This window comes from Rhizobium sp. 3T7 (assembly GCF_020166565.1).
Lineage (GTDB): Bacteria > Pseudomonadota > Alphaproteobacteria > Rhizobiales > Rhizobiaceae > Rhizobium.
In genome coordinates this window covers 515,705-536,832 of sequence record NZ_JAIQXS010000001.1, presented here as the reverse complement: position 1 = coordinate 536,832, position 21,128 = coordinate 515,705, and the positions used below count along the sequence as shown (strand labels likewise).

At 58.9% G+C, this 21,128-nt stretch carries 23 protein-coding genes and 1 pseudogene; 13 read left to right on the top strand and 11 right to left on the bottom strand.

Annotation, left to right across the window (positions count from 1 at the left end):
• Positions 1-29: 29 nt before the first annotated feature.
• The gene (locus K9B32_RS02680; RefSeq protein ID WP_224560330.1) at positions 30-1,127 is read left to right on the top strand and encodes a hypothetical protein; all 1,098 of its coding nucleotides are present in this window, start codon (positions 30-32) and stop codon (positions 1,125-1,127) included.
• Between the two features lie 86 nt (positions 1,128-1,213).
• On the opposite strand, the gene thrS is transcribed toward K9B32_RS02680, so the two are convergent.
• The 5 genes from thrS to K9B32_RS02655 form a co-directional block, all read right to left on the bottom strand.
• On the bottom strand, positions 1,214-3,199 hold the full coding sequence (gene thrS, locus K9B32_RS02675) for a threonine--tRNA ligase (RefSeq protein ID WP_224560329.1): 1,986 nt from the start codon (positions 3,197-3,199) through the stop codon (positions 1,214-1,216).
• Between the two features lie 122 nt (positions 3,200-3,321).
• Positions 3,322-3,846, bottom strand: coding sequence for a DUF1697 domain-containing protein (locus K9B32_RS02670; RefSeq protein WP_224560328.1), 525 nt, complete (start codon positions 3,844-3,846; stop codon positions 3,322-3,324).
• Complete coding sequence (locus tag K9B32_RS02665; RefSeq protein WP_224560327.1) at positions 3,843-3,980, bottom strand: hypothetical protein; 138 nt, start codon at positions 3,978-3,980, stop codon at positions 3,843-3,845. The genes K9B32_RS02670 and K9B32_RS02665 overlap by 4 nt, the downstream gene beginning before the upstream one ends.
• On the bottom strand, positions 3,977-4,381 hold the full coding sequence (yidD, locus tag K9B32_RS02660; RefSeq protein ID WP_224560326.1) for a membrane protein insertion efficiency factor YidD: 405 nt from the start codon (positions 4,379-4,381) through the stop codon (positions 3,977-3,979). The genes K9B32_RS02665 and yidD overlap by 4 nt, the downstream gene beginning before the upstream one ends.
• A 12-nt stretch (positions 4,382-4,393) precedes the next feature.
• The gene (locus tag K9B32_RS02655; RefSeq protein WP_224560325.1) at positions 4,394-4,840 is read right to left on the bottom strand and encodes an iron-sulfur cluster assembly scaffold protein; all 447 of its coding nucleotides are present in this window, start codon (positions 4,838-4,840) and stop codon (positions 4,394-4,396) included.
• Positions 4,841-5,147: 307 nt separating this feature from the next.
• Here K9B32_RS02655 and folE point away from each other — a divergent pair, with 307 nt between their 5' ends.
• The 3 genes from folE to K9B32_RS02640 all read left to right on the top strand — a co-directional run bounded on the left by folE (position 5,148) and on the right by K9B32_RS02640 (position 7,339).
• Positions 5,148-5,768 (top strand): GTP cyclohydrolase I FolE, encoded by a 621-nt coding sequence (folE, locus tag K9B32_RS02650; protein ID WP_224560324.1) that lies wholly within the window; start codon positions 5,148-5,150, stop codon positions 5,766-5,768.
• Positions 5,769-5,794: 26 nt separating this feature from the next.
• A complete protein-coding gene (gene hisI / locus K9B32_RS02645; RefSeq protein WP_224560323.1) occupies positions 5,795-6,253 on the top strand; it encodes a phosphoribosyl-AMP cyclohydrolase in 459 nt (152 codons plus the stop codon).
• Between the two features lie 114 nt (positions 6,254-6,367).
• Entirely contained in the window at positions 6,368-7,339 is a 972-nt protein-coding gene (locus K9B32_RS02640; RefSeq protein ID WP_224560322.1) for a patatin-like phospholipase family protein, read from the top strand.
• Between the two features lie 15 nt (positions 7,340-7,354).
• Here the strand turns inward: K9B32_RS02640 and K9B32_RS02635 are convergent, their stop codons facing one another.
• Entirely contained in the window at positions 7,355-7,789 is a 435-nt protein-coding gene (locus K9B32_RS02635; protein WP_007793817.1) for a CBS domain-containing protein, read from the bottom strand.
• Positions 7,790-7,892: 103 nt separating this feature from the next.
• Positions 7,893-8,657 carry a rhomboid family intramembrane serine protease gene (locus K9B32_RS02630; protein WP_224560321.1) on the bottom strand — a complete coding sequence of 255 codons (765 nt, stop codon included), beginning with the start codon at positions 8,655-8,657 and terminating at the stop codon, positions 7,893-7,895.
• Between the two features lie 296 nt (positions 8,658-8,953).
• Here K9B32_RS02630 and K9B32_RS02625 point away from each other — a divergent pair, with 296 nt between their 5' ends.
• The 7 genes and pseudogenes from K9B32_RS02625 to K9B32_RS02595 all read left to right on the top strand — a co-directional run bounded on the left by K9B32_RS02625 (position 8,954) and on the right by K9B32_RS02595 (position 15,255).
• Positions 8,954-9,595 carry a PAS domain-containing protein gene (locus K9B32_RS02625; RefSeq protein ID WP_224560320.1) on the top strand — a complete coding sequence of 214 codons (642 nt, stop codon included), beginning with the start codon at positions 8,954-8,956 and terminating at the stop codon, positions 9,593-9,595.
• A gap of 90 nt (positions 9,596-9,685) precedes the next feature.
• A complete protein-coding gene (locus K9B32_RS02620) occupies positions 9,686-10,297 on the top strand; it encodes a PilZ domain-containing protein (RefSeq protein WP_037082881.1) in 612 nt (203 codons plus the stop codon).
• 56 nt (positions 10,298-10,353) lie between these two features.
• Positions 10,354-11,302: pseudogene (pip, locus tag K9B32_RS02615) on the top strand (prolyl aminopeptidase).
• A 388-nt stretch (positions 11,303-11,690) separates the two neighbouring features.
• Positions 11,691-12,296, top strand: coding sequence for a transglutaminase-like cysteine peptidase (locus K9B32_RS02610; protein WP_224560319.1), 606 nt, complete (start codon positions 11,691-11,693; stop codon positions 12,294-12,296).
• 234 nt (positions 12,297-12,530) lie between these two features.
• Positions 12,531-13,280, top strand: a complete 750-nt coding sequence (locus tag K9B32_RS02605) for a hypothetical protein (protein WP_224560318.1) — start codon at positions 12,531-12,533, stop codon at positions 13,278-13,280.
• Between the two features lie 115 nt (positions 13,281-13,395).
• The gene (locus tag K9B32_RS02600) at positions 13,396-14,865 is read left to right on the top strand and encodes a serine hydrolase (RefSeq protein ID WP_224560317.1); all 1,470 of its coding nucleotides are present in this window, start codon (positions 13,396-13,398) and stop codon (positions 14,863-14,865) included.
• Between the two features lie 111 nt (positions 14,866-14,976).
• The gene (locus K9B32_RS02595) at positions 14,977-15,255 is read left to right on the top strand and encodes a hypothetical protein (RefSeq protein ID WP_007793839.1); all 279 of its coding nucleotides are present in this window, start codon (positions 14,977-14,979) and stop codon (positions 15,253-15,255) included.
• On the opposite strand, the gene K9B32_RS02590 is transcribed toward K9B32_RS02595, so the two are convergent.
• On the bottom strand, positions 15,256-15,693 hold the full coding sequence (locus K9B32_RS02590) for a DUF1489 family protein (RefSeq protein ID WP_007793840.1): 438 nt from the start codon (positions 15,691-15,693) through the stop codon (positions 15,256-15,258).
• 59 nt (positions 15,694-15,752) lie between these two features.
• A complete protein-coding gene (locus tag K9B32_RS02585) occupies positions 15,753-17,159 on the bottom strand; it encodes an L-serine ammonia-lyase (protein WP_224560316.1) in 1,407 nt (468 codons plus the stop codon).
• Between the two features lie 185 nt (positions 17,160-17,344).
• Between K9B32_RS02585 and K9B32_RS02580 the strand changes: the two genes are divergently transcribed.
• Both K9B32_RS02580 and K9B32_RS02575 read left to right on the top strand, forming a co-directional pair.
• On the top strand, positions 17,345-18,109 hold the full coding sequence (locus K9B32_RS02580; RefSeq protein WP_224560364.1) for a DUF599 domain-containing protein: 765 nt from the start codon (positions 17,345-17,347) through the stop codon (positions 18,107-18,109).
• On the top strand, positions 18,110-19,096 hold the full coding sequence (locus K9B32_RS02575; RefSeq protein WP_224560315.1) for a heparan-alpha-glucosaminide N-acetyltransferase: 987 nt from the start codon (positions 18,110-18,112) through the stop codon (positions 19,094-19,096).
• Here the strand turns inward: K9B32_RS02575 and K9B32_RS02570 are convergent, their stop codons facing one another.
• Together K9B32_RS02570 and mgtE are read right to left on the bottom strand one after the other, a co-directional pair.
• Positions 19,097-19,489: a MerR family transcriptional regulator gene (locus K9B32_RS02570; RefSeq protein ID WP_007793852.1), complete on the bottom strand. Its 393-nt coding sequence runs from the start codon at positions 19,487-19,489 to the stop codon at positions 19,097-19,099.
• 77 nt (positions 19,490-19,566) lie between these two features.
• Positions 19,567-20,979, bottom strand: a complete 1,413-nt coding sequence (gene mgtE, locus K9B32_RS02565; RefSeq protein WP_263490463.1) for a magnesium transporter — start codon at positions 20,977-20,979, stop codon at positions 19,567-19,569.
• Positions 20,980-21,128 lie beyond the last annotated feature (149 nt).

Sequence of the window (21,128 nt, the reverse complement as noted above, 5' to 3'; positions counted from 1 at the left end):
TTTCAGATGTCAATTGGTTCGCACGACACATGGTTGGCATTTCGCCATATGCACGCATAAGCCTGGCCTTGGCTTTCACCGCTCTACTGCCTTTAAGCAGCCAGGCGCAGGATGCCTTCCAGACCTTCAAGCAGTTGGATACGACGGCGAAGATGCCGAAGCTGAATGCCTTTATCGCGCCGGGTACGGCGCCGCAGGGTTCGAAGCTGCACGAGGTCGCCCTTGAGGCAAAGCTGACGGCCAATGGCGATGCGGTTCAGGACGGACTATCCTGGTATGTGTTTAGCCCCATGACGGGCTCCGATGGCAAGCTGCCGCTGATCGCATCCTCACAGGGTGGCTCGGCGGACTTCCAGCTCGCGCCAGGAGATTATTTCGTCAATGTTTCCTTCGGCCGCGCTGGTGTTACCCGCAAGCTAACGGTTCCCGAAGACGGTCAGGTCGACAAGCAGACGATGGTGCTGGAAGCCGGTGGCTTGCTGTTGAACGCCGTATCGGGCTCAGACGTGCGCATTCGGCCGGATCAGCTCAGTTTCTCGATTTATTCCGCTGAGGTGCGTGAGGACGGCGAGCGCGGTCTTGTCATGGCTGACGTGCCGCCCAACACCGTAGTTCGTCTCAATGCCGGGACCTACCACATCGTCTCCGAATACGGCGACACCAACGCATCGATCCGTGCTGACATCCAGGTGGAGGCCGGCAAGCTGACAGAAGCAACGATCCAGCACAAAGCCGCGCAGATCACCTTCAAACTCGTATCCGATGCTGGTGGCGAAGCGATTGCCGATACTGCCTGGTCGATCCTGACCGCCGCTGGTGATAGTGTCGGCGAGAGCGTTAGCGCCTTCCCGACGATGGTCCTTGCCGAAGGCGAATACTCTGCCGTCGCTCGAAACAAGGACAAGATCTACCAGCGCGATTTCAAGGTTGAGGCTGGCAAGAACACCGATGTCGAAGTGCTGATGAAGGACGTACAACCCGAAGCGCCGACCGAAGCCGCTAAAACGGTGCAGGTTCAGCCCGATCAACAGCCGCCAACGGGTGACGCCTCGCCGAGGACGCAAGCGCCGCTGCCCTCCTACGACCAATTGCAGAGCGGCGCCGGCACCGGCGACGACGTGGAGTAATCGGCTTTCAGAGTATCGCAGACAAAGAAAAACCGCCCTGTCCTGTTAAAGACCGGGCGGTTTTGTATTTTAGGGCTGGAGGCAGCTCAGGCTGCCTTGGCCTTCCTGGCTTCCGCCTTCCGGCGGATGTCTGGTGGCGTGGCTTCGAGCCCGAGGCTTGCAATCGCCTCGTCAAGCGACATCGAAGTCTGCTCCTGGCTGCCGAGACGGCGGATATTGACGGTGCGCTCTTCCGCTTCCTTCTTGCCGCAGACGATGATGACCGGAACTTTCGTAACGGAATGTTCGCGGATCTTGTAATTGATCTTCTCGTTACGGAAGTCAGTCTCGACCGTCAGGCCGACGTCGCGAAGTGCTGCCGCAACTTCGACGCCATAGGCATCGGCCTCGGAGGTGATCGTCGCAACAACCACTTGCTGTGGCGATACCCACAGCGGCAGGTGTCCTGCGAAGTTCTCGATCAGGATGCCGAGGAAGCGTTCCATCGAGCCGCAGATGGCGCGGTGGATCATGACCGGCTGCGTCTTTTCCGAGTTGCTGTCGATGTAGAACGCACCGAAGCGTTCCGGCAGGTTGAAGTCGACTTGCGTCGTGCCGCACTGCCATTCCCGGCCGATCGCGTCCTTCAGCGTATATTCGAACTTCGGACCGTAGAACGCGCCCTCGCCCGGCAGGATGCCGGTCTTGATGTTGTTCGACTGCTGCTGGATCGTCTCCAGCACATCAGTCATCACGCTTTCGGCGCGATCCCAAAGGCCGTCCGAACCAACACGCTTTTCGGGGCGCGTCGAAAGCTTGATGGTGATCTCGTCGAAGCCGAAGTCCTTGTAGACGGACAGGATCAGATCGTTGATCTTCAGGCACTCGGCTGCCATCTGCTCGTCGGTGCAGAAGATGTGCGCGTCGTCCTGCGTAAAGCCACGCACGCGCATCAACCCATGCAGAGCGCCCGACGGCTCGTAGCGGTGAACGGTACCGAATTCCGCAAGACGGATTGGCAGTTCGCGGTAAGACTTCAGGCCGTGCTTGAAGATCTGCACGTGGCCGGGGCAGTTCATCGGCTTCAGCGCGAAGACACGGTCGTCATCCGTATCGTCGCCGGCAACCGTGACCTTGAACATGTTGTCGCGGTACCAGCCCCAGTGGCCGGAAGTTTCCCAGAGTGACTTGTCGAGCACCTGCGGCGCGTTGACCTCCTGGTAGTCTTCAGCGAGGCGGCGGCGCATATAGGCGACAAGCGTCTGGAACATGCGCCATCCCTTACCGTGCCAGAAAACGACGCCCGGACCTTCTTCCTGGAAGTGGAAAAGGTCCATTTCGCGGCCGAGGCGGCGATGATCGCGCTTCTCGGCTTCGGCAAGCACGTGCAGGTAATTGTCGAGATCTGCCTGCTCGGCGAATGCCGTGCCGTAGATGCGGGTCAGCATCGGATTGTTGCTGTCACCGCGCCAGTAGGCGCCGGCCACTTTCATCAGCTTGAACGCCGTGCCGATCTGGCCGGTGGACGCCATGTGCGGCCCGCGGCACAGGTCGAACCAGTCGCCCTGGTAGTAGATCTTCAGATCCTGGCCTTGGGGAATCGCATCGACGAGCTCGACCTTGTAGCTTTCACCCTTGGCGGCGAAAACTTCCTTGGCCTTCTCGCGCGACCAGACTTCTTTCGTGAACGGCGCGTTGCGAGCGATGATCTCCTTCATCTTCTTTTCGATCTTTGGCAGATCGTCCGGTGTGAAGGGCTCGTTCTTGGCAAAGTCGTAGTAGAAACCGTTCTCGATGACCGGGCCGATCGTTACCTGCGTGCCGGGCCAGAGCTCCTGCACGGCTTCCGCCATCACGTGGGCTGCGTCATGCCGGATCAGCTCCAGCGCGCGGCCGTCGGTGCGGGTAATGATTTCAATCGCGCCTGCCGTCACCGGATCGGAAAGGTCGCGGACCTGGCCGTCGATCGCAATCGCGACTGCCTTCTTGGCAAGTGACTTGGAAATGGATTCTGCGACATCGTTACCGGTTGCGCCAGCATCGTAGCTGCGCACGGAACCATCGGGAAATGTCAGGGAAACGGATTGGGACATCTAGAATTCTCCTTGTCCAGTCCCGCCAACGAATGCGGGTGGTTGCAATGAAGCGCTTCGTCCGCACGAATGCGCCGCCGCCTGATACCGAGATTTGCCGATTGAGTAAAGAAGAAGCCGGTTCAGCCGATCATTTCCGCAAGGCCGCGAACCGTGTTCCAGTTTCGCAGCGTGCCGACGCCCATGCGCTTGGTCGTCAGTGCCGAAAGCAGCTTCCATTCGCTTGGCTTTCCGGCAAAATCGATCCAGAGATCACCGCCGGTGAGCGCCAGACGCTGCCTCGGATCGGCATAAGGGCGAAGCGCCTCGATGGTGGCGGGGTCGAGCGGTTTGCGCATCACACGGACGATCACCTGGCTGCCCTCACCGTCCAGAAATGGATTGGACTTTGCAAGTTTCAACCAGTCGGTACCTTCGCGCACGATAATATCGACGGGCTTGCCGAACCTCGCTTTGAACGCGGCTTCCAGCCTTGCCTCAATGCCCGCCAGTGGCAAGGCGTCCGCCTCGAACACGATATTGCCGGTCGAAACCAGCGTCCTCGGATCTCGGTAACCGATATTTTTGGCCATGTCGCGAAGGTCGGACATCACCACGCGGCGACCGGGCGCAAGCACGATACTATGCAGCAGCGCAACGTAGATCATGCTTTCCAGAACTCCGCGTCGCCGCTCTTAGGAAGATCGTCAAGGTTATGCTTGAGGGCTGCATCGATGCGCTTGTGGAAGGCATCGGCGACATCGTGACGACCGCGAAATACCCGAGATGCGCCCTGCGTCATCTCTCTGCTGCCTTGCGCCCCAACGCGAGGTAGCGCCACGGTGTCCACCAGTGTAAGTGCTCGCCGAGCTTCTCGGGAACCGGGTCGAGTCCGCTGGTGCCTCCGGGTCCACAACGCCCGACGCGAAACAGTGTCATCCATCCACCGCTCCACAACCCGTGGCGCGCAACTGCCTCATAACCGTACTCAGAGCAAGTCGGAATGTGGCGGCATGAATTCCCGATGAAACCAGAGAGCGTCAGCTGATAGGCGCGAATAAAGCCCACTCCGACCAACCTCCCCGGTGTCTTGCGGAACGGGCCGGAGTAATTGCGGGAGTAGGAGCGTGCGGGTCTACGGGGCGCGGCGGCGCCACCCTCGTCCTCGTCGTCATCGCGATTGATCGAACAGAATTCGCACATCGGCTATGCCGCTCAGGCCTCGACCGTTTCGGCGCGCTTGGCCTCGATCTGGCCAATTGCGTCAACAACGGCATCGAAGGTCAACATTGTGGAGGCATGCCGCGCTTTGTAGTCCTTGACGGGGCGGAGATAGCGCATGTCCTCGAAACGGCCTTCCGGCCCCTCGCCGTCCGCCTTCAACATCGCCAGCATATCCTCTCGCGCCTTGCGTAGCTCACTCGCATCGGCGCCGATTACATGGCGCGCCATGATCGAAGAGGATGCTTGTCCAAGCGCGCAAGCTTTGACGTCATGCGCAAATCCGGTCACGGTGCCGCCGTCCATTTTCAGCCAGATTTTGACCTTGGAGCCGCAAAGCTTGGAATGCGCCTGGGCGCTGGCGTCCGCGTCCGGCAGGCTGCCGATCAGTGGAATGTTGCCCGCAAATTCGAGGATTTTGCTGTTGTAGATATCGTCCATCGTGGATTCCGCTCCAGAATTCATGCGGATCGGCGCCTCAAAACTCATTGTAGCACAAAAGAAAAACACAGCGTGTCGTGCCGGGAGACTTACATAAGGATGCCGTTTTCCTATATGTATGTCGGTCGAAGGCCAGAAAAATGCAATGGCCTCGGCTAAGTTTGATTGGGAAACCGTGCCGGACGGGCAGCAATTCAAGCCCTGAAAGCCCCGGAGCCTGCCAAAGGTGCATGAATTCCCTTGAGTGGAATTGCCAGTGGCTAGTCCGAAAGACGGTCCGCAAAAGCGGATCAGGAGACTGTTGCATATGGACGCCATCATAAAGAATTTTCCGCAGGCCCCCGCCGATCTAGAAGCCGATCGGCCAAGCCAGAGAGAAGCCGAGGACGCCGTCCGCACGCTCCTGCGTTGGGCTGGCGACGATCCGTCGCGTGAAGGCCTGCTGGATACCCCGGCGCGCGTGGCAAAAGCCTATCGCGAACTTTTCGCCGGCTATGATATGGACCCGGAAGACGTGCTTGGCCGCACCTTTGAAGAGGTTGCCGGCTACGACGACATGGTCCTGGTCAGAGACATTCCCTTCTTCTCCCATTGCGAACACCACATGGTTCCGATCATCGGCAAGGCGCATGTCGCTTACATTCCCGACGGCAAGGTCCTTGGCCTTTCGAAGATCGCGCGGGTCGTCGAAATCTACGGTCGCCGCCTGCAAACGCAGGAAACCATGACCGCCCAGATCGCAAAGGCCATCGACGACACGCTCGCTCCCCGCGGCGTCGCCGTCATGATCGAGGCCGAACATATGTGCATGGCGATGCGCGGTGTACAAAAGCAGGGCTCGACCACATTGACGACAACATTTACCGGAACGTTCAAAACTGAGCCGGCTGATCAAGCCCGATTCATGTCTATGGTCCGGGGCCGCTGAATACGGCTTCGATTAAGAAAGCCGCGATGATGCCGTTTGCGTTCAATACACCGTCCGACGATAAATCAGAACTCGAGGACGCGGGCGATTTCACGCCGCGGTTTGACGATCGGGGTCTGATCACCGCGATCGTCACCGATGCTACCGATGGCGAATTGTTGATGGTGGCGCATATGAATGCACAGGCTCTCGCCCTGACCATCCAGACCGGCAAGGCGCATTATTTCAGCCGCTCGCGGGGTAAGCTCTGGATCAAGGGCGAGACTTCTGGCAACACCCAGATGGTCAAGGAAATCCGGACGGATTGCGATCAGGATGCCATCTGGCTGAAGGTCGAGGTCGCTGGCCACGATGCCACCTGTCATACCGGCCGCCGGTCCTGCTTCTATAGAACCGTCAACCTCGAAGAGGGCAAGCCGATGCTCGAGATTGTCGATGATGAGCTCCAGTTCGATCCCAATGAAGTTTACGGAAAAGACTCTTAAAAGCCGAAAATTGCCTCTTATTGGGCCAAAATCTACGCCTATATACGAATTGGAAAGGGACGCGGGCCACTAATATAGTTCGTTTTTGATTGTTTGCCGGGAGGGAGGCGAGCCATGCTGAATTGGGGTTTGTACCGCCAAAGCTCCGAGGTAGGCACGTCCAACACCAGCACCCCGACAGCGCCAGACATGACCGCTCCCGCCATTCCCGCGCCTGCGCCCAAAAAAACCAAACTTGCCCTTGCACTGGGAGGAGGTGCCGCGCGCGGTTGGGCGCATATAGGTGTCCTACGCGCCTTGGACGAGGAAGGCATCGAGATCGGCATGGTCGCCGGAACCTCGATCGGAGCCTTGGTCGGCGGCTGCTATCTAGCCGGCAAGCTTGATGAACTGGAAGGATTTGCACGTTCGCTGACAATGCGGCGCATTGCCAGCCTGCTCGACCTGACGATCGGCGGCAGCGGCTTGTTCGGCGGCATGCGGCTGACAAAGCGCATGCAGGAACATCTGGAGGGCCTGAACGTCGAAGATCTGGACCGGCCGTTCGTGGCCGTCGCTGCCGAGGTCAACACCGGGCACGAGGTCTGGATCGCCAATGGATCGCTGATCACGGCGCTTCGCGCCTCCTATGCCCTCCCCGGTATCTTCGAACCCATTCGCAGCAACCAGCGGACGCTTGTCGACGGCGCCTTGGTCAATCCGGTTCCCGTTTCCGTATGCCGCGCCTATGAGCAGCCGCTCGTGGTTGCGGTCAACCTGAACTACGATCTCTATGGTCGATCAGCCGTCGTCCGGCACAATGCCACCCTCTCGCCATCCGAAGTGCACCGGCGCGAAGAGGCGCCCTATGCCAGGCTCGGCATGACCGGTGTGATGGTGCAGGCGTTCAACATTATCCAGGACAGGATTGCGCGTGCGCGCCTTGCAGGCGATCCGCCGGATATATCGATTCAGCCGCGCCTCGGCGATATCGGCTTGTCAGAGTTCCACCGCGCCGGAGAAGCGATCGAGCGCGGCTACGAGGAAGCTAAACTGCGGCTTCCTGAATTGAAACGTATGCAGGAAATATTCGCCGGCTCTCTCTAGGCGCCGGCGAAGCGTTCAGCCGGCGATGTAGGCCTTGATCTGCTCTGCTTCCAGTTCGACTTCCGCGATCCGGGTTTTCACGACGTCGCCGATCGAGATGATACCCGCGAGCTTGCCATTCGTCTCAACGGGAACGTGGCGGAACCGGCGGCTTGTCATCAGCCCCATCAGATCGTTCACGGTTGAATCTTCATGGCACCGGTAAACCTTTGCGGTCATCAACGAGCCAACGGGCTGATCGAGACAGGCGGCTCCCCCCTTGGCGATCGCGTGCACCACGTCGCGCTCCGTGAAAATCCCGGAAATCTTGTTCTCCATCCCAACAATGACAATGGCGCCGATCTTTTTCTTGCTGAGAATCACAGCCGCTTCGGAAACGGTCGTGTTCGGCCCGGCGGTTACGACATCCCTGCCTTTTGTATCGAGTATGGCTTTGACTGTATTGGACATTTTGAACCTCCTATGTCGAAAGTGAAGCACTTCTACTGATCACAGGCATCCGCGGCGGTTTCTCCTCCCATTACGGATCAGTTCGAATGGTGCACTCCAACTCTCAAGATTGCAATATATCCGATGTTTCTGAAGTTGGCGGCTCCTCGGGCGGCTTCCGGTCAAAAAGACTGAAGAGAATGAAGCCGAAAATGAACCCTCCGATATGGGCGTCCCAGGCGATTGCCTGCGACCCGTCGCCGATCAGCGGGACGCCGACGGCAATTAGCAGATTGCCCACGAACCAGAAGAGAATGAATGCGACGACCGTGCGGCTGTGAAACGCTTCGAGCATCGAAAGACGCGCATTGAGATGCGCCGGTCGGGCAATCCGCTGTTCCGGTGGGAATGCAAAGCGGCAGGCGGCGCCCATCAGGCCGGACACCACGCCGGACGCGCCGATCAGCAATGTGGCCTCCCCCCAATTCAAGGCCGCATGGAGAGCGGCCGACGCGATCGCGGATAGCACCCAGAAGGTGACAAATCGGAACGCGCCAATTCGGCGCGCCACCGGCGTACCAAAGGCCATCAGCCATAGCCCGTTGAAAACGATATGCTCTATGCTGCCGTGAAGGAGCGAATAGGTGATCGGCGTCCAGAGAAGTTGCGGGCCCTGCTCCGACAACGGCGTGATGTACCGCAACGGAATGAAGCCGAAATTGAAGAACAGCCAGTCGAGACCGTTGCCAGATAGAAACAGTGATTGAACGGCGTATATCAGCCCCAATAGCGCAAGTGCTGCGAGCACCGAGCCTGGAAGGTTGAAGATGGGTGACCGCGGTGCCGGAGGCTCCATCGCCGCTTGCGGCTCGACCGAGTGCTCGTTCATCTTCGTCCTCGCTTGATTGCGGCACAGCCTTACAGGACGAAAGGTCAAAAAAAAAGCCGTCCGGCAAAGACCGAACGGCCTTCGAGCGTCTAGGGATAGACCCGTGCCCGACAGTCCGTGCTGAACTTCCCGAAGGCAGGAAGCGATGAGGAAACACTGCCACGGCACGGCTGGCGGCTCAATCGAAACCCTTCCTTAACCTTAACCGCCGCGAGTTGGCACGAAATACGCACGGCATCAGACTGCACGGCCATGACGGCTGTGTTTTGATCCAAAGTGAAACAGCCGGTGCCGTAATGCGTCTCAAAACCACGATCGACCTATTCGAATATTGGAATCGCATCCGCGGCCAAGACCTTGCGCCGTTGAGATCGCAGGTCGAGCCAACGGATTTGCGGCAGATTCTATCAAGTGTGTTTCTCCTCGAAACAACCGACACAGGTCGCGTCGCGTTCCGTCTTGCCGGAACGCGTATTTGCGATCTCTTTGGCCGCGATGTCGGTGGCGCCCCGTTTTCCGAGCTCTGGGCGTATGGGAATGACGACATCGAGCCCACAGCGGTCGGCGTCATGACGCACGCGATCCCCGCGCTGCTCAACGCCACGGGTTTCACTGCGGCCGGTCATCGTGCCTGCTTCGAAGTGATCCTGCTGCCGCTACGCTCCGACAACGGCGAATGCGACAAGCTGCTGGGTGCCATCGCTCCTGCGGCCGCGTTAAGCTGGCTCGAAGTCGTGCCGCTCCAGTTCCTCGCTCTCGATCGCAGCAGATTGCTGCACGAACGGCTTGGCGGCGATGAGGAGCCTAATGACACGGAGCTTGAGGACAAGCACACGCTATACGCGCGTCCACCCTCGATCGCCGATACAATGCGACGCGTCATGTCTGGTCTATTTGTTGAAGCCGACACTCCCAGTGTTCCGGTTCGACACAACTGATTGCGTGTGTAGAGGACGAACCTGAACAACCTTCTGTTAAGGGATTGCGGGTAATGATCGGGCGGTTGTATTTTATGAAGAAGCCCTTTGATGCACGCGTTCCAGCAAGTTCAGACGCAACGGACTGCGCCTCGCCTCGAACAAGGTGCCTTTCAACGCGTACCTATTAACATGCAGGGCCGGTTGATGCTGGCGAATTACGAGGAATTTGAGTGCCTGGTGATCGACATGTCGCCGGGCGACATGTACGTGACTTGCCAGGGACGTCCGCGCGCCAGCGAGCGTGTTGTAGCCTACATCGACCACCTCGGACGCGTCGAAGGCTATGTGCAGACGGTCGATGGTCGTGGTTTCTCCATGTCGATCCATGCGACCGAACGCAAGCGGGAGAAGCTCGCGGCGCAGCTCACCTGGCTTGCAAACAAGCATGAACTCGGTCTTCCTGAAGACCGGCGTCACGATCGCCTGACGCCGCGCGAGACCAAAACCGAAATCACGTTGGAAGACGGCGCCCGCTACAGCTGCCGCATCATGGATTTGTCGCTCTCCGGCGCCGCAGTCGATGTCGAGGTGCGTCCGCCGATTGGTACACCCCTTCGCCTCGGCAACATGCGTGGCCGCGTCGTCCGTCATTTCGTAGAAGGCGTCGCGATCGAGTTCCTGTCGATCCAGTCACGCGAAACGCTTCGCGAGTTTCTTTGATTGCTGTCATCAGTGCGTCGCGCACATGATGCGTGGGGCTGCCGGAAGGGTGGCGCATGACGAGTCTCTATCCTGAAATAGAACCCTACGACCACGGCTTTCTCGATGTGGGCGACGGGTAGTGGATCTATTGGGAGGCCTGCGGCAATCGGAATGGTTTGCCGGCGCTCTACCTGCATGGAGGCCCCGGCTCCGGCTGTTCGAGGTTCGCTCGTCGCTACTTTGATCCCTCTTTCTATCGCATCGTCCTCTTTGACCAGCGCAATTGCGGCCGTAGTCTGCCAAGCGCTGCCGATATTATATGAGCACCGAACTTCACGCGAACGCCACCTGGCACTTGGTCGAGGACATCGAGAGGCTGCGAAATCATCTCAGGGTGACACGCTGGTTGCTGCTCGGAACCTCCTGGGGGTCGACGTTGGCACTTGCCTATGCTGAGAGCTATCCCGCGAGCGTTCGCGCGATGGTGCTTGCAGGGGTTACCACCACGCGGCGACTGGCTCGTGCATGGAATGGGCAGGCTCTTTCCCGCGGAGTGGGACCGCTTGCTGAACGCACTTCCTGCCGATTTCAGGGAACTCGGCGTACTTGAGGGGTATCACCGTCTTCTCAACTCGCCCCGGATAGACGTCCGCCTTGAGGCCGCGCGCAATTGGCACGACTGGGAGGCGGCTTCGATCCTCCTCGCTGATCCCAAGGGGCTCCCTCGCCGCTGGCAAGATTCCCAGCTACCTGCTGATACGGGCTAGGATCATTACACATTACTTCCGCAATCTCGCCTGGCTGGACGACGGCGTCCTGCTGCGTGATGCAGAAAGACTGGCGGGCATACCTGGTGTGTTTGTTCAGGGGCGGCTAGACCTAGAGGCGCCACTCGTAACGGCATGGGAGCTCTGGAAAGCCTGGCCGCAAAGCACGCTTGTTGTCGTGGAGAATGCCGCCCATTCGGCATCGCACGAGGATTTGGCGGGCACAATCGTCGACGCGACAGACGCTTTTCGCTAAATTTCTCAAAAATAATTCTGGCACCGAAGCTGAAATCGCTGGGGCAATCGGCCACTTTTGGCGCTAGTTCCTCGGTTTCAATCGAAGCGCAGGCCAGCACCGCGACCGGCTTGGATGGTAAATAAAGTCCTCCAGAAACCTCCAGTCTGGTCGCGCCGTTAATAATTTGTCCCAGAACGCTCCGATCACACGCCGGACGCCTTTCCGGGGAAGGAACAATTTTAATCAAAATTAGCGCGAAACCGGTTCGAATTTTAGGTGTATTCGATTTTGTTTTTAGTCGATTTCTCTGCGTGTTTGAATAAACTAAGCCATTAATTTAACTGCGTAATTTTGCGCTGAATAAAAGCGTCTGTGTCAGGTTCTTCTCACAACGGGGAGACGACAAATGACGATAGCAACTTTCATCAAAGGCAGTTTGGCCGTCGGTGCGATATTGATTGCGATGGCGGGTTCGGGACAAGCGAGCCCCCTCAACATGACGGTCCTTGGAAATGCGAGCCCGCCGATCGGCGCCTATCAATTCTGCAAGGAGATGCCCGCCGATTGCGCCAATGCGGCCGGTGATCAAGGCGAACTCCTTCTGACGGAAGAGCGCTGGAAGACGATCCTTAAGGTGAACTACCAGGTCAATTCGTCGATCACGCCGCTGACTGACAAGGAAATCTACGGCGTTGAGGAGCGCTGGGCCTACCCTCGCACGGCTGGCGATTGCGAGGACTATGCGCTGCTGAAGCGCAAGATGCTGATCGAGGCCGGCTTTTCGCCTTCCGATCTATTGATGACCGTGGTCCTGCAGCCGAATGGCGAAGGCCATGCGGTGCTGACGGTCCGCACCGACCGCGGCGATTTCATTCTCGATAACATGCGCAACAAGGTCATGCTTTGGGCCGACACAGAATACACGTACCTGAAACGTCAGTCCGCCGACGATCCGACTCGCTGGGTCAAGCTGCAGGATGGTCGCGCAGTAGCGGTCGGTAGCGTCAAGTAAGCATGCTGTCGCCGGATAGATGGCGACAACCATACGGTTCCGGTCGTCCCCCGCATCCCCGTCCCTGACCGGCGCCATAGAACCGCTCCCGCTGTCCCGGGAGCGGTTCATTTTTATCCGGCTTCATGTGCGTTTAACTATCTGTTAACTGTGATGGCCGGATCATTGCCGAAATAATCAACGGCACCGGCGACTCCTGTTCTTTTCGCGGCGGTCTGACATCCGAAGGCCGCCATGAACCATACAGGTACTGCCCACGAGATTGAGGAGTCGCCGCTCCTTTCGACGCGCTTCATCGTCCGTCTTACTGTCGTTGTCGCCTGCATTGCGGCATTGACGCTGATCATCAGTTTCGGTGGTCGCTGGTTTGGGGGCCGCATTTCCCTCGCCGGCAATACAGATTCGACCGCTCCGATCACCCTGACGATCGGCCGCGATACCCTCAGGCTTCCCGAAAACACACTGCGCTTCCCCAGCCAGCGGAAAGACGGCCTATCCGAACGCGCGGACCTCTATCTCACATGGCCGGAAATGCAGGGCTACAGCAAGGAGCATCGCGAGCGTTTCGACGACATTGCCCGGTCGTCGGGACTGATCTTCCTCCGGATCGCGCAGAGCACGATGTCGCGAGATATGTCCGGACGCCTCGAGCCGATCTACTCGCATCTGATCGAGGGTGACGGCGTGCCCTTTGCCAATGGCATGACGCTGCACCGCCTGCGCGCAGACGCAGGCTATGCTGGCGAAGTTCTGTTGACCGCGCCACGCGCCGGCGCTCCGGATTACGTCGTGCGTTGCGCCTTGCCAGCGACGCCTCAAATGGCCACCAGCGGCGATTGCCAGCGCGATATAAAAGTCGGTCGCGATTTAACTGTGCTTTACCGCTTCTCAAGCGCGCATCTGCCCGATTGGGACCATATTGACGCCGCTATTCGCCATTTTGTGGAGGCGCGACTTGTGAACGCTTCTGCGACACGTCGCTAGAATGATCCGATGTGGCGAAAGAAACGATTAATCATAACGGATTGGTAACCCCGGACGGATAATTTGCGGAGAGAACGATCGCGCCGGGAGGCGGGCGATCTTTCCAGTATCCGAAATGCAAGCGAAGAGTAGAATAGTGCTAAGGTCAGTCTCCTCCGTATCTCCATCGCGATCCCGCAATTTTCTGATAAGAGCGATTACGGCGCTGTCTCTCGCGGCCGGTATCGTCATGGCCGACTCGATCGATGCCGATGCGGAGGCTGCCAATTCGAAATATGCGGGCATCGTTGTCGATGCAAAGACCGGCAATGTTCTCTACAGCGAGAATGCGGATCGTCTGCAGTATCCGGCGTCCCTCACCAAGATGATGACCCTCTACCTGACGTTCGAAGCGTTGGAACAGGGTCGCATCCGTCTGGACACATCGGTTCCCTTTTCCGCACACGCTTCCGCTCAGGCGCCGACAAAGCTTGGTGTGCGCCCCGGCGGTGCGATCACCGTGGAACAGGCAATTCTTGGCCTCGTGACGCTTTCCGCCAATGACGCTTCTACGGCGCTTGGCGAGTTGCTTGCCGGCTCGGAAGAGCGCTTTGCACAGGTGATGACGGCCAAGGCGCACGCCCTTGGCATGACACGCACGACCTATCGCAATGCCAACGGCTTGCCGAACACCGCCCAGATGACGACCGCGCGCGATCAAGCCCGCCTCGGTATCGCACTTCGCCAGCATTTTCCGCAGTATTACGGCTATTTCTCAACGCAGAGCTTTAAGTTCGGCAACCGTGTTATCCGTAGCCACAACCGTCTCGTTGGTTCCGTGCGCGGCGTCGATGGCATCAAGACCGGCTATACACGTGCCGCTGGTTTCAACTTGGTGAGCTCCGTTCAGGTCGATGGCAAGTCGATCGTTGGCGTTGTTCTCGGCGGTGCTTCGACCCCTGCCCGCGACAATCAGATGCGCAAGCTCATTGCAGCCTATCTGCCGAAAGCATCCAGCCGCGGCGGCTCCTCCGATCTGATCGCCCAGACCGTGCCGCAACCTGTAGCGCCTGTCGCTGAAACAGGCGTTGCTTCAGCTGCGCCTGAAGTCAGCCTGCCGCACACCGCACCGACCCCGGACACTCGCTACCAGCCGGCCTCCGCGCAGGTCGCCTATGCCGATGTTGCCAAGTCAAAGTCCGACAATCCGCTGCTCCAGCAGGAAATGCCGGCCCCGAAGAAGGTCAAAACCCAGGCTATCAAGCAGGCATCTGTCGCCACGCCGACGCCGGCACCTGCCTATGTGCCGCCGGAACAGGGCGACACGACTGTCGACGAACTGACGACAGCATCGACCAAGGAGCCGCAGCTGGCTGGCTGGGCCGTCCAGATTGGTGTTTCCGCCAGCAAGGAAGGCGCAATGGATCTGCTCGACAGCGCCAAGAGCAAGGGTGGCAAGGCCCTTCGTTCCGCGAAGCCTATCGCGGTCGCTAACGCCGGAAGTTACCGTGCACGCTTCGGCGGCTTTGATGACCAGCGTGCTGCTGTGAACGCCTGCAATGCCCTGAAGCGGGCTGGTGTGAAATGCTGGGCCACGGCCCAATGATCAAAAGGACTGCCGCCTGACATGCACGGGCGGCAGTCCAAGACGTCGTGATCGGTGTGTTTGATCCGACGGAGTTCTGAGACTCGGTTTGTAATGCGTACGAGGATGAGAATGGCGATCAACGAGAATATTCCGGAGTTTCCGCCACACGGCCGGGTAACCGGCAAGAATCCGCGAGCCGGTTTGCACCCGCTACATGAAGCGGCCTTGCGACTGGCGGAAGTGGGGTTGCAGCGGCAGAAGCCAAAAACGGCAAAGACCAAAGATCTAATTAACCTGCTGCTGTGCCATGGCGCGCGGGCGTGGCGCTGCTCGCAAGCGGAAGCCAATATCCACCTTCACGTCACCTGCCCGGAAGGACGAGCACCGGTAACACTGCGCCTGCGCTGATCAGAGCAGGCCGAGTTCAGAAAGCTCGCGGCGAAGGTCTGCGGGCATTTCCGCAATTCCCTCGCCCAGGCTGTTCAGATCGCGCGGCACGTCCTCTTGCGGATAATAGCGCCAGCCCTGGAACGCTCGTTTCGGCTGTACGGCCGTTTCGATGACTTCAGGCCCCAGGACAAGATGGCATCGTGAGATTCCTTCGCCATCTGTAAAAGTCTGGATGTCGAGCAATTTCTGGCGCGCCTGAACCTGCCCCTTGATGACCCAATAAAGTGAACCGCCTTCGAGCAATTCCTCGACCCGCTTCGGGACCATCCTCGTCGTATGGACGGAATGAGGCTCAAGCCCGGCCGCGATCGCCCGCAGAGAGCGTTCGGCGACCCATTCGCGCAGATCGTCAATCGAGTCCGCGCCTACGCATAATTTAATGAGATGCAATGCCATGCCGCCGTTGAAATCCTTTTATCGGGCAGCGTCAAGCGGCAAGTCGCATGTCCACAAAGTCAACATTCCACGACGTTGACGGCAAGCCCGCCAGTGGATGTCTCCTTGTACTTCTCGCTCATGTCGTTGCCGGTCTGCCGCATGGTCTCGATGCAGGCATCGAGCGGAACGAAGTGCTTGCCGTCTCCCTTGATCGCCAGCGACGCGGCCGTAACTGCCTTGACTGCGCCGAGAGCATTTCGTTCGATGCAGGGAACCTGCACGAGGCCAGCGACGGGGTCGCAGCTCATACCGAGATGATGTTCCAGCGCGATTTCGGCGGCGTTCTCGATCTGCTCGGGCGTACCGCCCATGACGGCGGCGAGGCCGGCAGCTGCCATTGCGGCTGCAGACCCCACCTCTCCCTGACAGCCGACTTCCGCGCCGGAAATAGAGGCGTTGTGCTTGATGATCCCGCCGACAGCGGCGGCGGTGAGCAGATAGTCGCGGATACCGTTCTGGTCCCAGTCGTCGTGGAAATGCTCGTAATAACGGATCGTTGCGGGGATGACGCCCGCGGCACCATTCGTCGGCGCCGTCACGACGCGACCCCCCGCGGCATTTTCCTCGTTCACGGCCATGGCGTAGACGCTCAGCCAATCGTTTGCGAGTAGCGGGTTGATGCGATTGCTGCGCCACTCTTCCTGCAGCTTGTCATGAATCGCGCGGGCGCGGCGGCGAACGTTCAGTCCGCCCGGCATGATACCATCGACCTTGAGACCGCGTTCGATGCAGGAACGCATTGCTTCCCAGATGCGATCGAGGCCGGCGTCCAGTTCCTCGCGGCTCCGCTGCGTTTCCTCGTTGGCACGCTTCATCTGCGCGATCGAGAGGCCGGAGCGCGCAGCCATATCGAGCATCTGCTTGGCTGACGCAAAAGGATACGGAACCTTGAGTGAATCAGAGGGCGTCTTCTTCTTCGCGCGCATCTGCTCGAGTTCGGTGTCAGTCACGACGAAACCGCCGCCGACGGAATAGTAGATGCGCTTGATCAGCATCCGACCGTCTTTGTCGAAGGCGGAGAAGGACATACCGTTGGCGTGTCCGGGCAGCGGCTGCTTCTTGTCGAAGATCAGGTCGTTCTTCGGTTGGAAGCCATAGCTCGGATGGCCGGGCGGCGAGATCCGGCCGGTACGCTCCACCTGATCGATGATGCCGTCCATCTTGTCCGGATCGACGCTGTTAGGCTGCTCGCCCATCAGTCCGAGAATGACGGCCCTGCCCGTTCCATGTCCGATCCCGGTATGCGCGAGCGAACCGTGCAGGCTAACCTTCATGGACGCAACCTGAGCGCCCGAGGTCGGCCGCGGCCAATCGTTGGAGAGAATCAGATCGAGGAACCGATTGGCGGCAGTCATCGGACCCATCGTGTGCGAGCTGGAAGGCCCGACACCGATCTTGAAGACGTCGAAAACGGAAAGGAACATGACTGCGTCCTGTAAAGTTGTTGCGCAAACCTACGCCACCGGCCCTCGCGATCCCCGCGATGGACCGACATAGCATTTCACGCGTGCGACATCTGTAAAACGAAGCGCGGCGGCTTGCCAGTCATTGCAGCATGCGCCCGCATCTGTAGAGTGGCGCGGCGACGGGAACCTGATTCAATATAATGATGACGACAGCGGATTACATTGCACTGGTGTTCTTTGCGGCGATCTGGTTCTGCTATGCGCGCCTGCTGCAAAGCTCGAGCTTCTTTGGCAGGACCAGCCTCACGCACGCCATGCGGGAGCGCCGGCGCGAGTGGATCTACAATTCGCTGCGGCGCGACCTGAAGATGATCGACACTCAGATCATGGCCGGCCTGCAGAATGGCACCGCTTTCTTCGCCTCGACGTCGATCTTCGCCATCGGCAGCTGCTTTGCGCTGCTGGGCGCAACGGAGAAGGTCGACGCGGTCTTCGCCGACCTGCCTTTCGTCTTTCATAGTGGGCATGCCGTCTTCGAAATGAAGGTCGGCGGCCTTGCAGCGCTTTTCGGATATGCCTTTTTTAAGTTCGGCTGGTCGTATCGCCTCTTCAACTACTGCACGATCCTTTTCGGCTCGATCCCGATGATGCGCGACACCGAACAGGATGTGATTGCCGCCGAGCGGGCGGCGGAACGCGTCATCCGCATGAACATCATTGCGGCGGGTCATTTCAACGAGGGGCTGCGCGCGATCTTCCTCTCGATCGGTTACCTCGGTTGGTTCATCAACCCCTATGTTTTCATGCTGACGACGACGATCGTGATCGTCGTCCTGACCAGGCGGCAGTTCTTCTCTGAGGCGCGTCTGGCGATTATGGACGCCAAACCGCCATCAAATCTCCACCTTTCTCCTATTCCCCGCGCCAAGCCGTCGAACGATGGCAACGACTCATCCGAGGGATTGTGAATGAAGGCTCCGGCGACGGAAACACATGCGAGCGTCAAGCCGCCTCGCATCGGCTTGCTGGATACGGCACGCGGTGTCGCCCTGATGGCGATGGCGACCTATCATTTCACCTGGGATATGGAGTTTATGGGCTACCTTACCCCAGGCACCGCTGAAACCGGCTGGCTAAAGCTCTATGCCCGCGCGATCGCATCGACATTCCTGTTCATCGTAGGGGTCAGCCTGGTCCTCGCCAACACGCCGGAAATTCGCTGGCGGTCGTTCTGGAAGCGGTTTGCGATGATCGCCGCGGCCGCGCTTGCGATCTCCGTCGTGACGCACTTCATCTTCCCGAATGAATGGATATTCTTCGGTATTCTGCATTGCATCGCCACTCTCAGCCTGCTTGGCCTTGTCTTCCTGCGTCTACCACTGCCCGTCACCATCGTTGCGACGGCCGTCGTGACTGCAGCATGGGTGGTGGATACCTGGATCGCGCCGGATCTATTGCGTTCGCCGATCTTCAATCCGCGTTACCTCGCCTGGATCGGCTTGGCCGAGATGCCGCAGCGATCGAACGACTATGTGCCGATTTTTCCCTGGGGCGTGCCCTTCCTGCTTGGCATGACGGCGACCCTGCTTGCCATGAGGACGGGGCTGCTTGAGAGGCTTGCCGGGGTTGGTACAGGGTCAAGCTTGCCGGCGAAGGCCGGGCGCCATAGCCTCGCCTTCTACCTGGTTCACCAGCCGGTGCTGATCGCGATTGCCTACGGGCTGTCCTTGGTAATTCCACCTGCGAAACCGGATCCCGTCGAAAGCTACCTGAAGCAATGCAATGCTTCATGCACGATGCAGGAAGGCGTAGCGCTATGCCGCAGCTTCTGCCAGTGCACGCTTGATAAGCTGCAGAAGGAAAATCTCTTCACGGAATTCCAGTCCGGTGCCGTCAAGCCGGATGACGGGCGAATATTGGCACTGGCGAGCGAGTGCAGCGTCGATGCGCAATAATCAGGTGCCGACGCCGATGTCGGCGAGACGCCCGAGGCAGGCCTCTTCGATGTTGTCGAGTTCGGTCAGAGTGTCGTCGATATCCTTGCGCTTCTGGCGCAGATCTTCGCGCTTCTCATCGACGCGCTTCATCAGGAGCTTGAGCTGGCCCAATTCGCCCGGCGGCTCTTTATAGACCTGAATGATCTCGCGGATTTCCGCGATGGTGAAGCCGATACGCCGGCCACGCAGGATTTCCTGGATTAGACGGCGATCCGCCGGACGGAACAGCCGCGTGCGTCCACGCCGCTCGGGATGGATCAACCCTTCGTCTTCGTAGAACCTGAGCGTACGCGTCGATACACCAAACTCGCGCGTCAATTCGGTTATGCTATAGTACTTGCTGACCGGCATGGGCTCCCCACCATTAAGGAAGGTGATAATATTGACTTTTACGTAATAGTCAATTTCTGCAGCGAAATTCGAGCCGGCTAAATTCCAAACCACCATGTGGCGATGCCGAGAAAAGCAAAGAAACCCGTGCAATCGGTCACGGTCGTCACGAAAACAGACGACGCAATGGCGGGGTCTGCGCCAACCTTATCCAGCAGCAATGGCAGCAGAATTCCGGCGAGTGCAGCCGCAAAGAGGTTGATGATCATTGCCGCGCCGATCACGAAACCAAGCTGGTAATTGTGGAACCACGTTGCGGCAATCATGCCCATGATGACCGAGAAGAGCGCGCCGTTGGCGATGCCGACCCCTGCCTCCCTGCGGATGATGCGCCCGGCGTTGTAGATATCGATGTCACCAGTTGCCAATGCGCGGACAGTGACCGTCATCGTCTGTGTTCCCGCGTTGCCGCCCATGGAAGCAACGATCGGCATCAGTACCGCGAGCGCGATCATCTTCTCGATCGATTCGTCAAATAGCCCGATAACGCTTGCAGACAGCAAAGCCGTTCCAAGATTGATTACGAGCCAGAGAAAGCGCGAACGTACAGTCGAGAGCACATTGTCGGACAACTCTTCGTCGCCGACGCCGCCGAGGCGCTTGATGTCTTCGTCGGCTTCCTCGTGAATAACGTCGACCACGTCATCGATCGTGAGTACGCCCACAAGCCTGTCGTTCTCGTCAACGACGGCGGCGGAGAGAAGATCATACTGTTCGAAAAGCTGGGCGGCTTCTTCCTGGTCCATCTCCGCAGGGATCGGATGGTTCGTCTCCCGCATGATGGATTCGATTTTGGTCTGTCGCTTTGTCCGCAGGATCTTGTCCAGATCGACGGCGCCCAGCAGTTTGAATGTCGGGTCGATGACGAAGATCTGCGAGAAGGAGTATGGCAAGTCTTCCTCGTCGCGCATGTAGTCGATCGTCTGGCCGACTGTCCAAAACGGTGGCACCGCGACGAATTCCGTCTGCATACGGCGTCCAGCCGAGCTTTCCGGATAGTCGAGCGCGCGCCGCAGCCGCACGCGTTCTGTAAACGGAAGCTGCGCAAGGATCTCTTCGCGGTCCTCGGTGTCGAGATCCTCAAGGATGTAAACAGCGTCGTCGGAATCGAGTTCGCCGATTGCCGCTGCAATCTGTTCGTTCGGCAGCTGGTCGACGATCTCACGGCGAATCGTCTCGTCGACCTCGGTCAGCGCCGTCATGTCGAATTCGTCGCCCAGGAGGCGAACGAGCGCGAGGCGCTGGTCTGGCTGCAGCGATTCGAGAAGGTCGCCTATTTCGGATTCGTGCAGGCGGGCAACGTGTTGGCGCAGGAAGATGGTATCGCGATCGGCGATCGCTGCGCCAACCAGTGCGAGGAAATCGCCTCTGACGTTGCCGTTTTCATCATAGATGTCGGCGTCGCCGCTGTCTGGCCGCGGGCGGACGAGCTCTTCTGCGTCGTTCGTCATGATTTGCCGCCCTCGCATCCGGTTGAAGTTCAACGACTAAGCGCCGAAACATGTAGCTTCGTGCTAGCTGAAAGCTCGAAGCCCGTCCAGCCGCAAAAGCCTCGCCTGAGTGACAATGCGCGTGCGCGGCGATAGTTTCGGCGCATCTG